The sequence below is a fragment of the Limnohabitans sp. TEGF002 genome (assembly GCF_055395845.1).
In genome coordinates, this window is record NZ_AP029224.1 from 1,481,996 (window position 1) to 1,500,657 (window position 18,662).

At 60.1% G+C, this 18,662-nt stretch carries 20 protein-coding genes and 1 riboswitch; of the genes, 11 read left to right on the forward strand and 9 right to left on the reverse strand.

Annotated features, from left to right (window positions below):
- Positions 1 to 5: 5 nt before the first annotated feature.
- Positions 6 to 824, reverse strand: a complete 819-nt coding sequence (locus ACZ5SR_RS07435) for an alpha/beta fold hydrolase (RefSeq protein WP_464450914.1) — start codon at positions 822 to 824, stop codon at positions 6 to 8.
- Entirely contained in the window at positions 821 to 2,119 is a 1,299-nt protein-coding gene (locus tag ACZ5SR_RS07440; protein WP_464450915.1) for an O-acetylhomoserine aminocarboxypropyltransferase, read from the reverse strand. Before ACZ5SR_RS07440 ends, ACZ5SR_RS07435 begins: the two co-directional genes overlap by 4 nt.
- Positions 2,120 to 2,234: 115 nt before the next feature.
- Between ACZ5SR_RS07440 and ACZ5SR_RS07445 the strand changes: the two genes are divergently transcribed.
- From ACZ5SR_RS07445 to ACZ5SR_RS07460, 4 genes are all read left to right on the forward strand, one after another.
- Positions 2,235 to 2,702: a CBS domain-containing protein gene (locus ACZ5SR_RS07445; RefSeq protein ID WP_464450916.1), complete on the forward strand. Its 468-nt coding sequence runs from the start codon at positions 2,235 to 2,237 to the stop codon at positions 2,700 to 2,702.
- Between the two features lie 35 nt (positions 2,703 to 2,737).
- Positions 2,738 to 3,835, forward strand: coding sequence for a chorismate synthase (gene aroC, locus ACZ5SR_RS07450; RefSeq protein WP_464450917.1), 1,098 nt, complete (start codon positions 2,738 to 2,740; stop codon positions 3,833 to 3,835).
- Between the two features lie 117 nt (positions 3,836 to 3,952).
- Positions 3,953 to 5,134: an MFS transporter gene (locus ACZ5SR_RS07455; RefSeq protein WP_464450918.1), complete on the forward strand. Its 1,182-nt coding sequence runs from the start codon at positions 3,953 to 3,955 to the stop codon at positions 5,132 to 5,134.
- Positions 5,135 to 5,173: 39 nt separating this feature from the next.
- The gene (locus ACZ5SR_RS07460; RefSeq protein ID WP_464450919.1) at positions 5,174 to 6,073 is read left to right on the forward strand and encodes an alpha/beta fold hydrolase; all 900 of its coding nucleotides are present in this window, start codon (positions 5,174 to 5,176) and stop codon (positions 6,071 to 6,073) included.
- 1 nt (position 6,074) lies between these two features.
- Here the strand turns inward: ACZ5SR_RS07460 and aroQ are convergent, their stop codons facing one another.
- Positions 6,075 to 6,512, reverse strand: a complete 438-nt coding sequence (aroQ, locus tag ACZ5SR_RS07465; RefSeq protein ID WP_464450920.1) for a type II 3-dehydroquinate dehydratase — start codon at positions 6,510 to 6,512, stop codon at positions 6,075 to 6,077.
- Positions 6,513 to 6,618: 106 nt separating this feature from the next.
- On the opposite strand from aroQ, the gene ACZ5SR_RS07470 reads away from it, so the two are divergent.
- From ACZ5SR_RS07470 to ACZ5SR_RS07490, 5 genes are read left to right on the forward strand one after another with little or no spacing between them, the layout of a single operon-like run.
- Entirely contained in the window at positions 6,619 to 7,275 is a 657-nt protein-coding gene (locus tag ACZ5SR_RS07470; protein ID WP_464450921.1) for a DsbA family oxidoreductase, read from the forward strand.
- 10 nt (positions 7,276 to 7,285) lie between these two features.
- Positions 7,286 to 7,909 carry a histidine phosphatase family protein gene (locus ACZ5SR_RS07475; protein WP_464450922.1) on the forward strand — a complete coding sequence of 208 codons (624 nt, stop codon included), beginning with the start codon at positions 7,286 to 7,288 and terminating at the stop codon, positions 7,907 to 7,909.
- On the forward strand, positions 7,906 to 8,292 hold the full coding sequence (locus tag ACZ5SR_RS07480; protein ID WP_464450923.1) for a thiol-disulfide oxidoreductase DCC family protein: 387 nt from the start codon (positions 7,906 to 7,908) through the stop codon (positions 8,290 to 8,292). Before ACZ5SR_RS07475 ends, ACZ5SR_RS07480 begins: the two co-directional genes overlap by 4 nt.
- Before the next feature lie 2 nt (positions 8,293 to 8,294).
- The gene (locus ACZ5SR_RS07485) at positions 8,295 to 9,059 is read left to right on the forward strand and encodes a formylglycine-generating enzyme family protein (RefSeq protein WP_464450924.1); all 765 of its coding nucleotides are present in this window, start codon (positions 8,295 to 8,297) and stop codon (positions 9,057 to 9,059) included.
- Positions 9,056 to 9,754 carry an SDR family NAD(P)-dependent oxidoreductase gene (locus ACZ5SR_RS07490; protein ID WP_464450925.1) on the forward strand — a complete coding sequence of 233 codons (699 nt, stop codon included), beginning with the start codon at positions 9,056 to 9,058 and terminating at the stop codon, positions 9,752 to 9,754. Before ACZ5SR_RS07485 ends, ACZ5SR_RS07490 begins: the two co-directional genes overlap by 4 nt.
- A 17-nt stretch (positions 9,755 to 9,771) precedes the next feature.
- Here the strand turns inward: ACZ5SR_RS07490 and ACZ5SR_RS07495 are convergent, their stop codons facing one another.
- Positions 9,772 to 10,131: a hypothetical protein gene (locus ACZ5SR_RS07495; protein ID WP_464450926.1), complete on the reverse strand. Its 360-nt coding sequence runs from the start codon at positions 10,129 to 10,131 to the stop codon at positions 9,772 to 9,774.
- A gap of 94 nt (positions 10,132 to 10,225) precedes the next feature.
- A complete protein-coding gene (locus ACZ5SR_RS07500) occupies positions 10,226 to 11,926 on the reverse strand; it encodes an ATP-binding protein (RefSeq protein WP_464450927.1) in 1,701 nt (566 codons plus the stop codon).
- 239 nt (positions 11,927 to 12,165) lie between these two features.
- Between ACZ5SR_RS07500 and ACZ5SR_RS07505 the strand changes: the two genes are divergently transcribed.
- Positions 12,166 to 12,795, forward strand: a complete 630-nt coding sequence (locus tag ACZ5SR_RS07505) for a LysE family translocator (protein WP_464450928.1) — start codon at positions 12,166 to 12,168, stop codon at positions 12,793 to 12,795.
- Positions 12,796 to 12,827: 32 nt separating this feature from the next.
- On the opposite strand, the gene ACZ5SR_RS07510 is transcribed toward ACZ5SR_RS07505, so the two are convergent.
- A complete protein-coding gene (locus ACZ5SR_RS07510) occupies positions 12,828 to 14,753 on the reverse strand; it encodes a B12-binding domain-containing radical SAM protein (protein ID WP_464450929.1) in 1,926 nt (641 codons plus the stop codon).
- Positions 14,754 to 14,964: 211 nt separating this feature from the next.
- Here ACZ5SR_RS07510 and ACZ5SR_RS07515 point away from each other — a divergent pair, with 211 nt between their 5' ends.
- Positions 14,965 to 16,125 carry a J domain-containing protein gene (locus ACZ5SR_RS07515; protein WP_464450930.1) on the forward strand — a complete coding sequence of 387 codons (1,161 nt, stop codon included), beginning with the start codon at positions 14,965 to 14,967 and terminating at the stop codon, positions 16,123 to 16,125.
- Here the strand turns inward: ACZ5SR_RS07515 and ACZ5SR_RS07520 are convergent.
- The 3 genes from ACZ5SR_RS07520 to gcvH form a co-directional block, all read right to left on the reverse strand.
- Positions 16,106 to 16,588: a GNAT family N-acetyltransferase gene (locus ACZ5SR_RS07520; protein WP_464450931.1), complete on the reverse strand. Its 483-nt coding sequence runs from the start codon at positions 16,586 to 16,588 to the stop codon at positions 16,106 to 16,108. The genes ACZ5SR_RS07515 and ACZ5SR_RS07520 overlap by 20 nt on opposite strands.
- 2 nt (positions 16,589 to 16,590) lie before the next feature.
- Positions 16,591 to 17,865 carry a D-amino acid dehydrogenase gene (locus ACZ5SR_RS07525; protein ID WP_464450932.1) on the reverse strand — a complete coding sequence of 425 codons (1,275 nt, stop codon included), beginning with the start codon at positions 17,863 to 17,865 and terminating at the stop codon, positions 16,591 to 16,593.
- A gap of 170 nt (positions 17,866 to 18,035) precedes the next feature.
- A riboswitch (glycine riboswitch) is annotated at positions 18,036 to 18,130 on the reverse strand.
- A 101-nt stretch (positions 18,131 to 18,231) separates the two neighbouring features.
- Positions 18,232 to 18,603 carry a glycine cleavage system protein GcvH gene (gene gcvH, locus ACZ5SR_RS07530; protein ID WP_464450933.1) on the reverse strand — a complete coding sequence of 124 codons (372 nt, stop codon included), beginning with the start codon at positions 18,601 to 18,603 and terminating at the stop codon, positions 18,232 to 18,234.
- Between the last annotated feature and the right edge of the window lie 59 nt (positions 18,604 to 18,662).

Genomic DNA, 18,662 nt, shown 5'->3' on the forward strand with positions numbered 1-18,662 from the left:
CCAGCTCATGGTTTCAAAAAGTCCTTGAGCGCTTGCAACACGCCCTCAGGTGCTTCGGTCATGAGCGAATGGCCTGCGGGCAGCTTCACCACTGTGGGCTTGGCGCTCAGGTCAATCAGGCTTTGCGCGGCTTTGGGTGGCGTCATCTGGTCGGCGCTGCCCAGCACAAACAGGGTGGGGCAGGCCACTTGCGGCATGGCGGCCTCTGCGCCTCGGTAGTCGTCGCAGGCCTTGAATCCGGTGTGGAACACGTTGACCTGCGTGTTGCTGGCCAGCACGCGGCGCATCAGCGCTTTGCTGCCGCCATACAGCCAGGTGCCGGGGCCCAGGGCCGAAGGTGGCGGGGCCAGCGTGGAATGCGAAAAGCTGTTGACCATGTCGATCGCTTTGAACGGGGCGCTGACCGACTGATCGAGCAAGGCAGGCGACACGCGCATGGGGTAGGCGGTGCCGACCATCACCAGATGACTGATGCGCCCCGGGTGAATGGCTGCGTCTCGGGCCGTGGCTTCGAGCGCGATCAGCGAGCCAAAGCTGTGGCCGATCAAGGCGGCTTTTTTGATCTTCAGTTCATCGAGCAAGGCGATGACGGTGTCGGCGGCTTCTTCCACGCTTTGGGGTGGGGTGCCCTCGCTTTTGCAGTGCCCCGGCAGGTCGATGGCCAGCACGTTCCAGCCGTGGTGCGCCATGTAGCGGGTTTGCAAAATCCAGACGCTGTGGTCGTTCAGCACGCCGTGGATGAACACGGCGGTGGGCTGGGCGGGGTTGAAGGGCTTGCCGCCGGTGTAGGCGTAGAGGTCGTGGCCTTGGACGGTGATGTTCATGCGGCTTTCTCCGCGGCTTTGAGTGCCTTTTTGAGGTCGTCAATCAAATCGGCCGGGTCTTCTAGGCCAATTGACAAGCGGATCGTGCCGGGGCCAATGCCGCTGGCGGCCAGTGCCTCGTCGCTCATGCGGAAATGCGTGGTGCTGGCCGGGTGGATCACCAGACTGCGGCAGTCACCCACGTTGGCCAGGTGGCTGAAGACCTTGAGGGTTTCGATGAACTTTTGACCTTGGGCACGAGAGCCTTTGATGTCAAAGCTGAACACCGAACCGGCACCGCGAGGCAACAGCTTTTGCGCCAGTGCGTGCGAGGGGTGGCTTTCCAACATGGGGTGGCCCACGCGGCTGACCAGCGGGTGTGCCGCCAAAAATTCAACCACTTTGGCGGTGTTCTCCATGTGGCGGGCCATGCGCAGGGGCAGGGTTTCGATGCCTTGCAAAATCAGCCAAGCGGTGTGTGGGCTCATGCACGCGCCAAAGTCGCGCAGGCCTTCGCGCCGGGCGCGCAGCAAAAAGGCACCCACGGTGCTTTCTTCGCTGAACACCATGTTGTGAAAGCCTTCGTAGGCTTGGCTCAGTTCGGCAAACTTGCCCGACTTGTCCCAGTCAAAGCTGCCGCCATCGACCACCACACCGCCGACCACCGTGCCGTGGCCCGACAAAAATTTGGTGGCCGAGTGGTAAACCAGATCGGCGCCGTGGTCAAAGGGCTTGATGAGCCAGGGCGATGTGAGGGTGGAGTCCACCAGCAGCGGCACACCCGCCTCGTGGGCGATGGCGCTCACCGCTTCGATGTCCAGAACGTCCATGCCGGGGTTGCCCACGGTTTCGCCAAAAAAGAGTTTGGTGTCGGGCTGCACGGCCGCTTTCCAGGCGTCCAGGTCACCCGGTTTGACGAAAGTGGTGCGGATGCCAAAGCGGCTCAGGGTGTAGTGCAGCAAGTTGTGTGATCCGCCGTACAAAGCGCTGGAGGCCACGATGTGCGAACCCGCCCCCATGAGGGTGGCGATGGCCAGGTGCAAGGCCGCTTGGCCGCTGGCGGTGGTGATGGCCCCGATGCCGCCCTCCAAAGCCGAGATGCGCTGCTCCAGCACCGCGTTGGTGGGGTTGCTGATGCGGCTGTAGACGTGGCCTGGGCGCTCGAGGTTGAAGAGGGCTGCGGCCTGGTCGCTGGATTCAAAAACGAAAGACGTGGTCAGATGGATCGGCACTGCCCGAGCGCCTGTGGTCGGGTCGGGGGCCGCCCCCGCATGCAAGGCCAAAGTGTCAAAACCGGGATCGCTGTATCCAGCCATGAAGGGTCTCCGAAAAAAGAAAACGATTGACCTGCTGCAGGTCTGTCATTCAGCATTCATTGTGGGCTATATTGATACCCAATCAGAACTGAATTCGACCCCAAGGAGACACACCATGCAAGTCAGCGACATCCTCCGCGTCAAAGGCGGCACCTTGTTCACTGTGCAGTCTGACGAACCTCTGTCCCGAGCCATGAACGACATGGCCGAAAAAGACTTGGGTTCTTTGGTGGTCATGGCCAAAGGTGCCTTGGCGGGCATGCTGACATTCCGCGAGGTGATTCAGCAGATCGTCAAAAACGGCGGCCAAGTTGGGTCGACCCTGGTGAGCGAAGCCATGGATGCGAAGCCTTTGACCTGCACAGGCGAAACCGACATCGACGATGTGCGCCGCATGATGTTGGAGCACCATGCCCGCTACATGCCCGTCATGGACGGCACCATGTTGATGGGTGTGATCAGCTTCTACGACGTGGCCAAGGCTGTGGTGGACGGTCAAAACTTCGAAAACAAGATGCTGAAGGCCTACATCCGCGACTGGCCCGATGGTTCAACGCCAGAGTCCGAAGACGTCAAGCTCTGACAGATCGCCCCGCCGCTCTGGGATAATCCCCTTCCATGAGCGGCAATACCTTCGGAAATCTCTTCTCGGTCACCAACTTTGGTGAATCCCACGGCCCAGCCATTGGCTGCGTGATCGACGGCTGCCCTCCGGGCATGCCGCTGAGCGAGGCCGACATCCAGCCAGACCTCGACCGTCGCCGCCCCGGCACCAGCAAATTCGTCACCCAACGCAACGAACCCGACGCCGTGCAAATCTTGTCGGGCGTCTACCAAGGGCTGACTACCGGCACCCCGATTTGCCTGCTGATCAACAACACCGACCAGCGCAGCAAAGATTACGGCGACATCCTGCAAACTTTCCGCCCAGGTCATGCCGACTACACCTACTGGCGCAAATACGGCCTGCGCGATCCGCGTGGCGGTGGCCGCTCGTCGGCCCGCCTGACCGCCCCCATGGTGGCTGCTGGCGCGGTGGCCAAAAAGTGGTTGAAAGAAAAGTTTGGCACCACGTTCGTGGGCTGCATGACCCAGATCGGCGATGTGCCGATTGGCTTTGAGAGCTGGGACCATGTGCCAAACAACCCGTTTTTTGCCCCGGTGGCCGATGTGTCGGCGCTGGAGGACTACATGAACGTCCTGCGCAAGTCGGGTGACTCGTGTGGTGCGCGCTTGCGCGTGGTGGCGCAGGGGGTGCCCGTGGGCTTGGGTCAGCCGCTGTTTGACAAGATCGACGCCGACATTGCTTTTGCCATGATGGGCATCAACGCCGTCAAAGGCGTGGAGATCGGCGCGGGCTTTGCTTGCGTCACACAAAAGGGCAGCACCGCAGGTGACACGCTCACGCCCGAGGGCTTTGTGGGCAACAACGCGGGTGGCGTGCTCGGCGGCATCAGCACCGGGCAAGACATCGAGGTGTCGATTGCTGTCAAACCCACCAGCTCGATTTTGATTGCCCGCGATTCGATCGATTCTGCGGGGCAGCCCACCGAAGTCATCACCAAAGGTCGCCATGACCCCTGCGTGGGCATCCGCGCCACGCCCATTGCCGAGGCCATGCTGGCGCTGGTGGTCATGGAGCACGCTTTGCAGCACCGCGCCCAGTGCGGTGATGTCGAGCACGCCGTGGCCCCAATCGCCGCTGCCAAACTCTGATGCCTCTCTTTGTGGAAGCGAGACCTTGCTCGCGATTGCCTGATCTGCCGCTGCGCGCGCAGATTCGGCCACAGGGGCAGCCCCCCGTATCACCTGCCATCGCGCAGGGTCGTTGCCATGGCTGATCGCCGTCAGCTGTTCCCCTTTGCCGCGCTGTCGGCCAGTTACTTCGCTCACATCGGTTTTTTCAACCCCTATTTGCCGCTTTGGCTGCAGGACATGGGCTTGAGCCTGCTGACCATCAGCGTGCTCACGGCGGTGCAGGCGGGCACACGTTTGTTTGCGCCTTATGCCTGGGGGGCCATCAGTGACCGCACGGGTGAACGTGTGAAGCTGCTTCGCATCGGCGCCGGTGTGGCGTTTGCCACGGCTTGCTTGCTGTTTTGGGATTGGGGACCGCTGGGTCTGGGCTTGGTACTTTTGGTGATGTTCACCCACACCAGCGCCATGATGCCCATGAGCGAGGCGGCCATGGCGCATCTGGTCAGTCGGGGTGGTGCTTTTGACACCAAGCGCTACGGCCGGGTGCGGCTGTGGGGCTCGATGGGTTTTCTGGTCACGGTGTTTGTGGCCGGGGCCTGGTTTGAGGCTTTTGGCATGAAACACTTTCCAGCCTGGACGGTGTTGACCCTCGGCGCGGTGCTGCTGAGCGTATGGTGGATGCCTGACCTGAAAGAAGCTGCGCACCACACCGATGTGCATGTGCCGGTCTGGCCCGTGCTGCGCCAAAAGCCGGTGTTCTGGTTTTTCACTTCCACGTTTTTCCATGTGCTCTCGCACATTGGGGTGTACGTGTTTTTCTCGCTTTACCTCGACTCTCTGGGCTACAGCAAGACCATGATCGGCTTGTTGTGGGCGGTGTCGGTGGCGGTCGAAATCGTCTGGTTTTTCACCCAGTCGCGTTGGCTGCCACGCATGCCCCTGACGGGCTGGCTGGTGCTGTGCTCGGCCGTCATGTTGCTGCGCATGGGCCTGACGGCGGCCTGGGCCGATGTGTTGTGGGTTTTGCTGCTGGCGCAAACCCTGCACGCCATCACCTTTGCCACGCACCACACGGCCTGCATTGCCCTGATTTCTCATCACTTCCCGGGGCGCTTGCGTGGACGTGGGCAGGCGCTGTACACCGTGATCGCCTATGGCTTTCCAGGGGTTTTGGGGGCCTTGCTGGGCGGGCTGATCAGCGAACGCTGGGGTTTGCAAAGTGTCTTTACAGCTAGCGTGCTGACCAGCGTGGTGGCCACGGCAGCGGCCTACAAAGTTTGGCGCTTGCAGCACCCACGCAAGCTGGCTGGGGCCTGAGCGCTGAAAGACCTGGTGTTGCCCCCAACCTGACAGCCCATGTTCCGATCTTGTATGCCCATGTTTGAGAGCCCTGATTTTTTACCCCCCGATCTGCGCGCATCGCTGGGCGGGGCCACACGCCTGCACACCACTTGCGATGGCAGCCGCACGGTCTGGCACGCTTGGGGGCAGCCTTCACAGCCGGCGGTGGTTTTGCTGCATGGCGGCAGCGGCAGTTGGACACATTGGGTGCGCAACATTGCTCCCTTGGAAGCGGCGGGCTGGCGCGTGCTGGTGCCCGACTTGCCCGGCTTTGGCGACTCGGATTTGCCGCCAGCTTGCAGCGATGTGGACGCTTTGCCCGCCCACTTGCACGCTGGCCTGCTGCAACTGCAAGCCGCAGGCGCTTGTGGCGATCAAGTGCGCTTGGTCGGATTTTCTTTTGGGGGCATGGCTGCCGCCCTGTGGTTGGCTGCGCACCCGCAAGACGCACAGCAACTGGTGCTGGTGGGCGCGCCGGGCATGGGGCTGACGGTGCCTGAACGCATCCCACTCAAGGGCTGGCGGCATTTGCCAACTTCCGACAAGCAAAACGAGGTGCACCGGTACAACCTGATGGCGCTGATGCTGCAGCACCCGAACAGCCTGGATGATTTGGCCCTCCGCCTGCACGCCGCCAACGTGGCGCGTGACCGCATGCCGCGCAGACGCATGTCGTCCACCGACATCCTGGCCAAAACACTGCCCCAATTGCAGGTGCCTGTCAGCGCCATTTATGGTGAGCACGACGCGCTCTACAAAGGACGCGTACCCGAGTTGCAGGCCGCCATGCAGCGTCAATCAGCCCATTGGGGCCAGTGGCACACCGTGCCCGGTGCCGGGCATTGGGTGCAGTTCGAGGCGGCGCTGGCCTTTGATCGGGCCTTGCAGCGGGTGTTGGGCTCAGTGCCCGCTTGAATCAGCCGCGGGCGGCCGATACCGCTGCCCGCAGGCCCAGCAGGTAGCTGTCCACACCAAATCCGGCAATTTGGCCTTTGGCGATATCGGCGATCACCGAGTGGTGGCGGAACGCTTCGCGGGCATGGATGTTGGACATGTGCACTTCGATGATGGGGCACTTGAGGATGGCCAGCGCGTCGCGGATGCCGTAGCTGTAATGGGTCCAGGCCCCGGCGTTGATGACCACGGCATGCACGCCATCGCCGTGGGCGCGGTGGATGCGCTCGGCCATTTCGCCTTCAAAATTGGTTTGGTAGCACTCGACCTGGGCCCCCAGTTCTTGGCCCAAAGCCGTCACTTGGGCGTTGATTTCGTCCAGCGTGGTGGTGCCGTACTGGGCAGGGTCGCGCTTGCCGAACATGTTCAGGTTGATGCCGTGCAGGACAAGGATGTTCATGGTGGTGGGCCTTGGTCGGTAGGAACTGGGGAGATGAGGTGAACTGTCTGCGATTGTCGGTGATTTGCGGCAAGATACTGCACCGGATTTGCTTTGAAAGTCGTTGATGACCCCCTTGAAAATTGATTTTGTTTCGGACATTGCTTGCCCCTGGTGCGCCGTGGGTTTGGGCGCTCTGGAAAAAGCCCTGGAGCGCCTGGGCGGCGAGGTCCAGGCCGATTTGCACTTTCAGCCCTTTGAGTTGAACCCGCAGATGGGCCCCGGCGGGCAGGATTTGGGCGAGCACCTGACGCAAAAGTACGGATCCACGCCCGAGCAACAGGCCCAAATTCGCCAGACCATTGCCGAACGCGGGGCCGAGGTGGGTTTTACCTTTCACCCCGGCGGGCGCGGTCGGGTTTACAACACTTTTAATGCGCACCGTTTGCTGCATTGGGCCGAAGGCCAGGGCGCTGGGGCGCAGCACGCCCTGAAAAAAGCCTTTTTGGAGTCCTACCAGGGCCGCGCCGAGTGCGTGGAAGACGCTGAGGTTTTGCTCGCGGGCGTGGCCTCAGCAGGCTTGGATGTGACAGCGGCCCGTGCGGTATTGGACAGCGATGCCCACACTTCGGAAGTGCGCGAGCGCCAGCAGTTCTACACCCAGGCAGGCATCCGGTCGGTGCCTGCGGTCATCATCAACGACAAGCATTTGATCTCGGGCGGCCAGCCGGTCGAGGTGTTCGAGCAGGCGCTGCGCCGCATCGCCTCGGGCGAAGTGTCCTGAGGCGCAGGCGATGACACCCAACGACCGCGTTCCTGATGCTGTGCCGCGCCGCTCGGCCTTGGCCCGTTTGGGGGCGGTACTGCTTGCGCCTTGGATGGCCAGTGCGCCAGGAGTGGCTGGTGCGCAGCCATCCCAAAACGCCTCGCGGGCGCAGTTGCTGGCCGTTTGGCGTCAAAGCGGCGGTGTGCTGCTGATCCGCCACGCAGCCACCGAGTCAGGTTTGGGCGATCCACCCGGTTTTGTGATCGGCCAGTGCCGCACACAGCGCAACCTGAGTGAGGCGGGCCGTCAAGCCTCTCGTGCCTTGGGGGCTTGGTTCCAAGCGCAAAACTTCAAGCCCGATGCAGTGCGCAGCAGCCAATGGTGCCGCTGCCAAGACACGGCGCGTTTGGCGTTTGGTGCTTACGAAGATTGGCCCGCACTCAACAGCACTTTTGCGGGTCAGGGCGATTCTGCCGCTCAGCAAAAGGCTTTGCGCGAGCGCTTGCAGGCCCTGCCTGCCGGGCGTACCGAGGTCTGGGTGACGCACCAGGTCAACATGACCGGCTTGACCGGGGCTTATCCCGGTATGGGTGAAGGTTTCTTGGTGGACCGACAGGGCCGCCTGTTGGCGCGTGGAGACTTGGCCGCATGAACGCCACAAGTGCTCCTTTGCTGACGGTTTATTTCGACGGCTCATGCCCCCTGTGCCGCGCCGAAATCGCGATTTACCGCCGTCTGCCCGAGTCGCAGGCCATGGACTGGGTGGATGTGAGTGCAGGACAAGACTTGGGCGGTTTGACGTGCCAAGAGGCCATGGCCCGTTTTCATGTGCGCGACAGCCAAGGCCGAATGTTCAGTGGTGCGGCGGCGTTTTCGCAGATGTGGCGCTTGTTTGCGGGCTGGCGCTGGCTGGGCTGGTTGTCCGCTTGGCCGCCCTTGTCATGGTGTTTTGAAGGCGGTTACCGCTTGTTTTTGAAGGTGCGCCCCCAAATGCAAAAGTGGGTGCGGCGCTGGTCTCAAGGCGAAAAGGTTTGAACATGTTCAATCGCGTGATTTGCAGTGTTTGGCGTTGGGGCTCCATGTGGGGTGCGGGCGCTTTGATCGCTGGTTTCTCGAACTTGGCCTTTGCGCAAGTGGGAGAGCGGGTGGCGTTGGGGAATTGGGCGATTGACCGCACCGAAGTCACCATCGGCCAGTTTGAGCGCTATGTGCGCGCCACCGGCACCGTGACCCGCGCCGAAAAAGAGGGCGGTGGTTTTGAATATGTGGGCGGATGGGTTCGCCGCCCAGGCTGGTCTTGGCGCCAACCGGATGGTGTTCCTGCCCCTGCTGATTTGCCTGCTGTGCACCTGGACTTTGCCGAGGCGCAGGCTTACTGTCGCTGGGCAGGGGGCCGCTTGCCCACCGGCTCGGAATGGCAAAAGGCGGGGTTCACCGAGTTGCGTGACAAGCCCCCAACGCCTTGGGTGAAAGGCAAAACTTATCCTTGGAGCACGGGTGACAGCCCGCAAGGCGCGAACACCAGCGATCCAGACCCCTGGCCCCGCGCAGCTCCTGCGGGCGCCACGCGCCAAGGCGTGAACGGCTTGTATGACATGGGCGCCAATGTGTGGGAGTGGACCACCGATGAGCAGGGCGGCCAGCGCCGCACCGTGGGGGGCTCGTGGTGGTACGGCGCTTACAACATGAAGGCCGACGTGCAGGCCTTCAAAGCCGCGGATGTTTACGTGGTCTACCTCGGCTTTCGCTGCGCTTATGACCTCACGCCAAAAGGCAACAACCCGAGCAAGTCACCCTCATGATGCATTCCTTGCCCGAGGGCTACCGTGCTGTGGTGTTCGGTGCCAGTGGCGCCATTGGCCAGGCCTTCGTGCAAACCTTGCAAAGTGATCCGCGTTGCGCCAATGTGTGCGGCGTTTCGCGCCAAAGTTCCCCCGGTTTGGATTTGCTCAACGAATCCAGCATCGCCGCTTGCGCTCAAGTTTTGGCAGCTCGCGGGCCTTTTCATTTGGTGCTTGACGCCACAGGTGCGCTGACCTTGAACGGGCGTGGCCCCGAAAAACGATTAGATGAACTGGACGCGGCGCATTTGCTGCAGGCCTTGCACCTGAACGCCGTGGGGCCGTCTTTGCTGCTCAAACACTTCTTGCCCTTGTTGGCATCGGGTGAGCGGGTGATTTGGGGCAAGTTGTCGGCCCGTGTGGGCAGCATCGAAGACAACCGGAAGGGCGGGTGGTATGGCTACCGCGCCGCCAAGTCTGCGCTCAACATGTTGCTGCAAACCGGGGCCATCGAAATCGCGCGGCGCAGGCCGCTGGCCGTGGTCGCCGCTTTGCAGCCGGGTACGGTGCAGTCCACTCTGAGTCAGCCCTTTGTGGGTGACAACGCCCTGCGTCCTACCGAGTCAGCCCAGCGCTTGCTGGCGGTGCTGGACGGCTTGCAGCCCACCGGGCGGGCCCAATTTATGGACCACTTGGGGAAAGCCATACCCTGGTGATCCTGGTAAAGCCAGGTTCAGGGCGCACAGCTGCGCACGGCATTTCCGATCGATGCCGATGCGATGGGGCCGTCTGAGACGATGGTGCAGGCATCGGTCTTCCAAAATACACAGCCTCCGGGAACGGTGCTTTCCATTCTTTGGCCGAATTGCGTGGTGAACTGCTGGCAAAGCTGGGCTGCGTCTTTGCGGTTCAACCAGTGAACCTGTTTGGGTAATTTCTTTCGCCAACCCAAACCAAGCTCGCCCACGGCAGCACTGAACTCATAGCAATCGGGGGATTCTTGAGCATTCGCAGGGCTGAGCTTGTTGGCTTCAGGGAGCTCAACTGTGCATAAATTGTCCGGAATCTTGTCGATGGCATAGGCGTCGAGCATCAGGGCCAAACTGCACAAGAGTGCGGTGGCGCCTGCGCGCAACTGCATCATTGAACGGCTCTCAAAAGGCGATTGCTGGTGTGCTTGCATGGTGTTAGGCGACATAAAAAAGTACCCGCTTGACCAGCAAACTGCGGTTGAACGGTTTGAGCATGCATTCATTCATGCCACTGTCCAGGCACTTCGCCTGTTCGTCTTTGTCGGCATTCGCTGTCAAGGCGATGATGGGCGTGGAGCAACGGGGCTCCGGCAGTTCGGTGCGGATTTTGCGTGTGGCCGTCATACCGTCCATTTCTGGCATCAGCAGGTCCATCAGGATCACATCGAACACTTGGCCATCTCGCAGAGCTTCGAATGCTTGGAGACCGTTGTCTACTTCGGTGACCTGCGCTTGCGGCATATGGCGGCGCAATTGCATGGCGGCTATTTGACGGTTCAGTGGGTTGTCATCGGCGATCAGGACACGCACGGCCATGTCGCTGTGTTCATCTTCTGGCAAAGGCAATGTTTGGGCTGGAGCGCTGCTCAGTTTGCAAGGCCATTGAACTTTGAAAGTGGTGCCCACACCGACTTCACTTTCCAATCCAATCGAGCCCCCCATGGCCTCGACCAAGCCCTGAGTGATGGCCATGCCCAGCCCGTTGCCCCCAAATCGCCGGGCAATGCTGTTGTCGGCCTGAGAGAAGCTTTTGAACACCCGGTCGTGTAACTCGGGTGCAATGCCGATGCCGGTGTCACGCACAGACAGTTGCACTTGCACTGCGTTCTCAGGGTCAGCAGGGTCGGCTTGTGCGCTGCAGTGCAGCACGATTTCGCCTTCCGACGTGAATTTGATGGCATTGCCCAACAAATTGACCAGAATTTGCGTCAGTCTGTGGCTGTCCCCCAGCACCCACAAGGGAACGTTCGGGTCCACATGCAGGCTGTATTTCAGTGGCTTGGACTCGGCACGGCGTTTGAGCAGCTCGAAACTGCTGCGAAGTGTTTCGGGCAAGTTAAAAGGCTCTTGCACCACTTGCAGTCGACCGGCTTCTATTTGTGCGTGGTCGAGCAAGTCATTGATGATGGTCATCAGGTGCTCTCCTGATTTCTGGATGTCATCGATCTTCAGGCGAACCTCTTTGTCGAGGTTTTTTTCGTGCTGCAGCAGATCTGTTAACCCCAAAATAGCATTCATGGGGGTGCGCAATTCATGGCTGACCGAGGCCACAAACAAATCTTTTTGCTGTTGCGTATTTTGGAGTTTTTTGGTCAGTTGCCGCAGTTCCTTTTTTTTCTGTTGTGAGCGTTGCATGCGTTCATTGCGTACCAAATTCAGTCGAAACAACAAAGCCAGTTGGATGCCAAAAATGACAATCGCGATCATCAGATGCCAATGGATCAGATCTTGCGGAAGAATTTGCAGGGCCGTCTGTCCGCCAAGCAGTGCATAAACGTACAGACCTAAGATCATCAGCCAACCGGTGACCAAGCCAGTGAATCGAGCGAGGTGGGAGTGTGCCAAAAAGGCGGGCAAGGAGGCCAAAGCCAGCCAACTGATGGTGGCCGAGTAAATGCCACCTGTCAGCCAAGTGATGCCGAAAGCCTGGGCCAAAGTCAACACCTGTAAAGCGCCGATCAGCGGTGTGAGCGGCACACCCGCCAAACGCAAGCCCCCTAGGACGCCCATGGCGGCGATGCCCATGACATTGGCCAGCCAGCCATCACGAAAGTTCAAACTCCAAGACACCAACGCAAAAGCGATGTAGCCCAAGGTCAGGATAATCAAAAACGAGAAGAACAGCCATTCTTTCACGTTGTTCGCATGCTGGGGACCCCAGGGGGTCCAAATGGCATGAGAAGATGCATCAAGCGGCAAATTTTGTGATGGCATGAACAATCGCCCAATGACAATTTAAGAATTCAAATGCTACATTAAATATTATTTAAAAATTAATTTTAATTTCTTCTGATCAAAAAATAGGGCCACAATCGGGGCTGTTTGTCGCAGCACGATTGGTGGGTTATGCGAACTGTGATGGCTGAAAGTTTTTAATGGAATGGCAAACGTGGTGGATTTTTGTGGGCATGACTTTTCTGGTGTCGGCCACACCCGGTCCCAACATGCTGCTGGTGATGAGCCAAGGCGCTCGATTTGGCATGCGTGCCGCCCTGCAGAGCATGTTCGGGTGCATGAGCGCCTTGATATGCATGGTCACCCTGTCGGCTGCGGGCGTGGGGGCTCTCTTGCACACGTTTCCTGCCGTTTTTGATGCATTGCGTTATCTGGGGGCCGCTTATCTGGCTTACCTCGGCTACAAGTTGTGGATGGTGGGGTCTGGTGCCAAGTCTGACGAGGCGGGCCCATCTGAGGCTGAAGCAAGCCCACGCGGTGGGTCATATTTCAGACAAGGCTTTGCGGTGGCGGCCAGCAATCCGAAAGCGATCGTTTTTGCTGCTGCGTTTTTCCCGCAGTTCATCCATCCTGAGCTACCAGCACTCCTGCAATTTGGTGTTTTATTGGCCACCTTCACCGTCATTGAGGTGAGTTGGTACCTGATCTATGCGTTCAGCGGTCACAAGCTCTCAGGGTATCTACAGCAAACCCATGTCATGAAAAACTTTAACCGAGTCACAGGCGGGGTGTTTGTCGGTTTTGCCGCCTTGATGGCCGCTAGCCGCTGAGCAGTTCAAGGTGCTGTCTCATGCACCCATGCTTAATCCAGCGCTTTGGCGATCTTGTGGCGCGGTACGCTGGTTTTGGGGCACTGGCCCTTGGGCAGGTCAAACCACTGGCGCACGTCGTTTTCCACACCCACGCCGTGCATGAAGTTGTAGATGGCTTTTTTCAGGCCTTGGCCCAGCAGGTCATGGTCCACGCCCTGCGGCATGGGCGTCGGGTCCACAAAGCCTACGTCGTTTTTGGCAAAAGTACCCTCGGGCAGTGGCAAAAGCGTCACACCATAGGCCTCAGGGTTCAGACCCACGGGTGAATGGACGGTGCAGACAAAGCGGTGGAAAAAGCCGCTGTGGATGCAGCCGTTTTCAAACAACTGCCGCACGTACTCGAGCGCGTCCACCGTGTCCTGCACGGTCTGCGTCGGAAAGCCGTACATCAGGTAGGCGTGCACCAGCACACCCGCATCGGCAAACCCTTTGGTGACCTGCGCCACCTGTTCGACCGAGACGCCTTTTTTCATGAGCTGTAGCAAGCGGTCAGACGCAACTTCGAGCCCGCCCGACATGGCAATGCAGCCGCTTTGCGCCAACAAGTCGCACAGCTCGGGGGTGAAGGTTTTCTCAAAGCGGATGTTGCCCCACCACGAAATCTGCACGCCCCGGCGCAGCAGTTCTTCGGCCAGTGCCTTGAGCGCTTTGGGTGGCGCGGCTTCGTCCACAAAGTGAAAACCGGTCTGACCCGTTTCGGCCACGATCTGCTCAATCCGGTCCACCAGCGTGCTGGCCTGCGCGGTTTCGTAGCGGCTGATGTAGTCCAGGCTCACGTCGCAAAAGCTGCACTTCTTCCAGTAACAGCCGTGCGCCACGGTGAGCTTGTTCCAGCGCCCATCGCTCCACAGCCGGTTCATCGGGTTGAGCATGTCGAGCAGCGACAAATACTTGTGCAGCGGCAGTCCATCCCAAGTGGCCGTGCCCACCTCTTCAAAGGCGATGTCGGGCTCTTGCAGGTTGATGTACTGCACCTGGCCTGCGTCGCTCTTGATGAAGGTGCGCTGCAGGCGCTGCACGCTGCGCTGGCCTTGCAGGTGTTCGATCAGGCTGAGCAGCGGGCGCTCGCCGCCATCGAGCGTGACGAAGTCCACATGATCGAACACGCGGGCGTCTTTCAGCTCGCGCAGCTCGGTGTTCACAAAGCCGCCACCCAGGCCGATGCGGATGTGGGGGTGCACCCGTTTAATGCACTGGGCGATGCGAAAGGCCGCATACACCGAGCCGGGGAAGGGCACGGACAGCAACACCAGGGTGGGCTGGTGCCGCTCAATGGCTTGCAGTGCCAAGCTCTCCAGGGTGGTGTCGATCAAATTGGGGGGCTGAGCTAAGGCTTCGGCCAGCGCGTCAAAGCTGGGCTGGCTGGCGGCCAGGCGCTCAGCGTAGCGCACGAACTCAAAACCTTCGTCCACCGCATCGCGCAGCACATCGGCCAAGTCGTTCAGGTACAGCGTGGCCAAGTGGCCGGCGCGGTCGGTTTGGCCCAAAGCCCCAAAAGCCCAACCAATCGGGTCGCCTGTACCGTCGTCTTCGTAGGCATCGAGCGAGGCAAAGCGTGGGCCTTCGGGCAAAAAGCCCCGACCAGCGATGCGATGGCTCAGCGTGCTGTCGCGGCCCTGCAAAAAGGCGATAACCGGATCGATGCTGACCGTGTAGTCCTTGAAGTGGTCGAGAAAGAAATTCACCGGGCCCGAGCGTTCTTCGACCGGCAAAGCCAGTGCCGCGTTGCGCAGCTCGGTCAGCCCTTTTTTGTTCAGCAAAGCCAGCACGGTGGCAAGCGCCAAGTCTTCTTGCACCGCATCAAAACCCCGCGAACGCAAAAAACCCGTCAGGTAGGCCGTGGACGGGTAGGGCGTGTTGAGCTGCGTCATCGGCGGGATGAGGCTCAGGACTTTGAACGGAACGGGGCTGGGCATGCTGGCGTGTATTCGAATCGGTGCGTGATTATCGACTGAGGAAGCACCTTTGAGCATTCGGCCGCAGGGGCGGCCTCCCACAGAGCCCGTGCATGTGTAGGAGCGAGCCCCTGCTCGCGAATGAGTGCTGGCGGCATGGCCAAGGCCTACAGGAGCGCTCAAGCACGGTAACATCGAACAGCCCCTCAGTGCTTGCCCGATTGATTTTCAGATGACCTCTTTGCCCGAAGCGCCGTCAGACGCTGCATCCTCCCTGTCTGCCTTGATGGTGCAGGCCGCTGCACAAGCCAAGCTCACTCCGGCCCAGCAACGTTTCAATCAACTGTTGGCTCAAATTGAGAAACTGTCAGGCCAGATCCAGCGGCTGGAAACTTGGTCGGACCGCCACCGGTATGCGCACATTCAGGCACTGCGTGAGTCGGTGCAGCAAGCGCAGGTGTACCGCAAGAGCCTCTTGCTTTTTGTGCACGAGCGCCTGCAAACGGCCGACTTCACAGACAGACAGCAACGCATGGCCCGTGGGTTGGTGCGGGGTTGGATCGGTCAACTCTCGGCCACCGCTGACCCGCAGGTGCAAGCCTTGGTCGATGAGTATGTGAGCGAAGAAGACACGCAGGAAGCTGCCGAGGAGCAGGCTGAAGCAGCCCAGGCGATGCGCGAGCGCATCGAAGAAGCGCTGGGCCAGCCGCTCAACAAGCCCAGCCAATACCAGACGCCTGAAGAGATGATGGCTGCGGGCATGCGCCAATGGCAACAACAGCAAGAGGCCAACGAGGCCAAAAAGAATGCCAAGCGCATGGCCCGTAAAGCCCAAAAACAAGCGCAAAAGAAAAACGCTGCCGCTGAAAAAGGCGAGGTGCCCGTCGCCCTGACTCGAGAACTTGACGCCAAAAGCGCCATCCGCACGATCTTTCGGCAACTGGCCAGTGCCCTGCACCCGGACCGAGAGCCCGACGAACAAGAACGCTTGCGCAAAACCGCGCTGATGAGCGAGGTCAACGCCGCCTATGAAAAAAACGACCTGACCACTTTGTTGCGTTTGCAAATGCAGGTGTCGCAAGTCAGCCCCCAAAGCACGGCAAAGATGGCCGACGACAAGCTGATCGCCATGTCCTTGCTGCTCAAGGAGCAGGTGGTTGCTTTGGAAGAAGATTTGGACCAGTTGGAAAACCGCTTGAGCCGTGAGTTGTGTGTGTCTGTTCAGGCAGACGCCGACGAAGCGGTTATGACCCAGTCGCTGCAACGTCTTCAGGCCGACCAACGCTACATCACCGACACTTTGGCGGCCGATTTGCGCCGAATTCAGAACGAGGCTGAACTCAAGCGTTGGATCAAGGAACAGTGGCAGTTGGCTAAAGCCACTTCTGCATGAAGCTGGCTTGGCCCGCTGCGGGGTCCAATGCATAGGGCTCAAAGCCGAAGCCGAGGTAACTCTTCAGGGCCCGCGAGTTGCCCGTCAGCACTTCCAAGGTCAGCTTGCAGCAGCCGTGGTCCTTGGCGTGTTGCTCGGCTGCCGACAACAATGCTTGGCCGACTCCTGTACCCCGGTGGCCCGGCAGCACGGCGATGTCGTGGATGTTCATCAGAGGCCGCGCCTTGAAGGTCGAATACCCCTCAATGCAGTTGACCAAGCCCACTGGCGCATCGTCCAGCCAAGCGATGAAGCTGGCCGCATCGGTGCGCGCGGCCAAGTCATCGCACAAGCGCGTCTTCACATCCTGCGCCAACGCTTCGCCGCCGCCCATGGGGTCTTGGGCATAGGCGTCCAGCAGCATCACCAAGGCTTGGCGGTGCGCGGGGTTTTGGTAGTCGACGGGCAGGATGTGAAGCGTCATGGTCAGGCAGCAGCAGGGGTCATGAAGGAGCGCACATTGTCCTGCATGCTGTTCACCACATGGCCCGCCAATTGGTGCGCCGTGATGGCCGACAACGTCCAGCCCAAGTGGCCGTGGCCCGTGTTGTAGAACACATTGGCTTTTTTGCCTGCGCCCACGCGCGGCAGCATGTTGGGCATCATGGGGCGCAGGCCCGCCCAGGGCTCAACGCGGCGGGTGTCCACGCCGGGGAAGCATTGGTTGACCCAGTTGACCAGCGGCTTGATGCGGTCGGCGCGGATGTCCAGATCGATGCCGTTGAACTCGGCCGTACCCGCCACGCGGAAGCGGTCTGTGCCCAGACGGCTGGTCACCAGCTTGGTCTCGTCGTCCAGCAGGCTGACCTGGGGTGCGGCAGCTTGGCTGGCTGCATCGTTCAAGCCCACGGTGATCGAGTAGCCTTTGACAGGATAAATGTTCAGGCGGTCGCCCAGCTGAGCGGCCAGGCCCCGGCCGTGCACGCCTGCACAGATCACGATGCCGTCAAAACTCAGGGTTTCGGTCTGGCCCGCGTGCTGCACCTGCACGGTGGCGGTTTGCCCGTTGGACGCCACATTCAGCACCTGGTGTTCGGTCAAGAATTTCACGCCCAGACGCTCACAGGCCTTGGCCAGGCCAAAGGTGAATTTGTGGATGTCGCCTGTCGAGTCGCTTTCGGTGAAATAGCCACCGTAGTACTGGCCTTGCAGCGTCGGCTCAATGGCTTTCATTTCGTCAGGCGTCACGGCTCGGCGCGGTAGGCCGCCCTGGGCCAGCAGCTTGGAGACTTCGCCCGCGTGGTCAAAGCCTTTTTTGTCGCGGTAGATGTGCAGGATGCCTTCGCGCTTGTGGTCAAAGTCAATGCCTTCGGCTTTGGCCCAAGCGAAGTGGTGCTCGCGTGACTCAATGGCCAATTGGGCTGTGGCGATGGTGTTGTCTTTGTATTTGGGAATGGCGGCCACAAATTCGGCCATCCAACTGAGCTTGTGCCAAGTGGGGGCGGGGTTCATGAGCAATGGGGCATCGCTTTTGAGCATCCATTTCAGCCCCTTGACGATGGTGGAGGGGTGGGTCCAGACCTCGGCGTTAGAGGCGGACAACTGGCCACCGTTGGCGTAGGACGTTTCCATGCCGGGGTAGCGGTTTTTCTCGATCAGGGTGACCTGGATGCCTTGTTGGGCCAAGGCGTAGGCGCTGGTGACGCCGGTGATGCCGCCACCCACAACAACCATGTGTTTTTTGACAATGGGATTTTTCATGAAGCTTCTCTCAGTAAAGCGTCTCAAACGGATGGACGAACCACACACCGGATGTGTGCAGAACGACCCCCTCTGTTTGAAACCTGAGAGATTCACCCGGCCCTGGAGGGGCGATGGGTTTGCTCCTGCGGTGTGCCAGGGGACGAATCCCGGCAACTCTTCAGAGTGCTTTGTTCACCACGGTCCTTTTGCCTGAGAGTTTCCGGGGTGGTTGCTCCTTCGGCGTTGAGGGCCTTTGGCCCCCAAGCTCTCCCACAGTGAACGTCGGATTGGGTCCGACTCGGGGCAACGGTTGCAAAACCAGCGTTGCCCCACATGAAGATTCTAAGGCCTGAAATCAAACTTGCCCAGAACTTCCACCAAAAATCAGTCGGTCAACTTTTTGTAACTGGCTTCGTCGTGCAGGGCAGCCAAGTCAGACAGTTGGCTCAGTTTGACCTTGAAGAACCAGCCGGCGCCCAATGGGTCGGAATTGGCCAAAGAGGGGTCAGCACGCAGCGCTTCATTGACTTCGATGATTTCGCCCCCGGCAGGCATGTGCACATCGGCAGCGGCTTTGACCGACTCGACCACGCCCGCCACTTCACGGGCGGCAAAGCTTTTGCCAATCTCGGGCAGATCGACAAACACGATGTCACCCAAGGTGTCTTGGGCATGGACAGTGATGCCCATGACGGCGGTGTCACCGTCGTCGTTGCGCTGGAGCCAAGTGTGGTCTTCGGAGTATTGGATAGACATGGTGAGCCATAAAAAAGCCTGGCCCTCAAGGGGCCAGGCGGTATGAGAATGCAGGAAAT